Below are 1,419 nucleotides of genomic sequence, written 5' to 3' on the forward strand. Positions count from 1 at the left end.
GTGAACGGCACGGACATCTGGACGGAATACGGCGTGTTCCTGGTGGAAGACCGGCGCGGCGGCATGGAGAACCTGACGGCCATCCTGACCCCGAGCAAGGCCAAGAAGGATACTGCCGTGGATATACGGGAAGAGCATGGGGAAAAATACAGTACTGTGCTCACCCCACGGAATGAAGCGCGGGATGTGACACTTCATTTCGCCCTGTACAACAAGACACAGGCCGGCTGGATGAAGAAGTACTTTGCCTTTGTGAATTTCCTGAAGCAGGGAAAAGACGGCTGGCTGGACATCCGTTTCCCCCAGCTGGACCTGCAGCTGCATGTGAAGTATGCCGACTGCACGAAATTCACCCCGCTGACCTATCTGTGGACAGAAGGTGTGCATGCCGGGAAATTTCGGGTAAAGTTCCGGGAACCGAAACCGATTATATAACCATTCAAACACTATTGGAATATGCTTCTAACGATATATGACAAAGCCGGGAACAAGCGTGCGGATGTGGCCGTGAACGACAGCTCGACGCAAAGCAAGGAGGTGCAGGGAGAGAATGTGCTTTCCCTGTCGTTCAGCTATTATGCCTTCGTGCCCCTGGACGTGAACGACTACACGGACTATCTGGGCGAACGGTACCGGCTGACGGAACGCTACACGCCGAAACAGGTGAGCGAGGGTGAATGGGAGTATAACCTGAAGCTGTACGGCGTGGAGAGCCTGATCAAGCGGTTCCTGGTGCTGGAGACGACGGACGGGGACACCAACCCCCTGTTTACCCTGACGGCCACGCCCCGCGAGCATGTGGCCATGGTGGTGAAGGCTATCAATGACGGCATGGGCCACATTACCGACTGGAAAGTGGGTACGGTGGAAGGTACGGAGCTGATCACGATAGACTACGAGGGGATGTACTGCGACGAAGCGCTGAAAGCCATCGCGGAAAAGGCCGGCGGCAAGGTGGAATGGTGGGTTGAGGGGCAGACTGTGAACGTGTGCCGCTGCGAACACGGGGAAGAAATCACCCTTGGCTACGGCAAGGGGCTGACCTCCCTGGAAAGAGATACGAGCAACACGGCCAAATTCTATACGCGCCTGTTCCCGGTAGGCTCGACCCGCAACATCGATGCGGAGAAATACGGCAGCCCGAGATTGATGCTCCCCGGCGGAAAGAAGTACATCGAGCAGGGCGTGGATGAATACGGCATCTATGACCATTACGAGCAGGAATCCTTCAGCGGTATCTACCCCCACCGGGTGGGTACGGTGAGTTCGGTACGCAGCGAGGAGGTAACGGACGATGAGGGGAAGAAATTCACCGTCTATTACTTCCGTGACGGTGAACTGGACTTTGACCCCAACCTGTACGAACTGGCCGGTGAGACGAAACGCGTGTCGTTCCAGACGGGCGACCTTGCCGGACTG

Annotated in this window: 1 protein-coding gene and 1 pseudogene; both read left to right on the forward strand. The window is 56.5% G+C overall.

Going from position 1 to position 1,419, the window contains the following annotated elements:
• A partial coding sequence (locus tag LPH68_RS26190; RefSeq protein WP_230297267.1) for a hypothetical protein occupies nt 1-435 on the forward strand: 435 nt, incomplete at its 5' end.
• A gap of 21 nt (nt 436-456) precedes the next feature.
• Nucleotides 457-1,419: pseudogene (locus LPH68_RS26195) on the forward strand (hypothetical protein); the annotation flags it as partial.

It is taken from the genome of Bacteroides sp. 1_1_30 (genome assembly GCF_020982715.1).
Taxonomy (GTDB): Bacteria; Bacteroidota; Bacteroidia; order Bacteroidales; family Bacteroidaceae; genus Bacteroides; species Bacteroides xylanisolvens.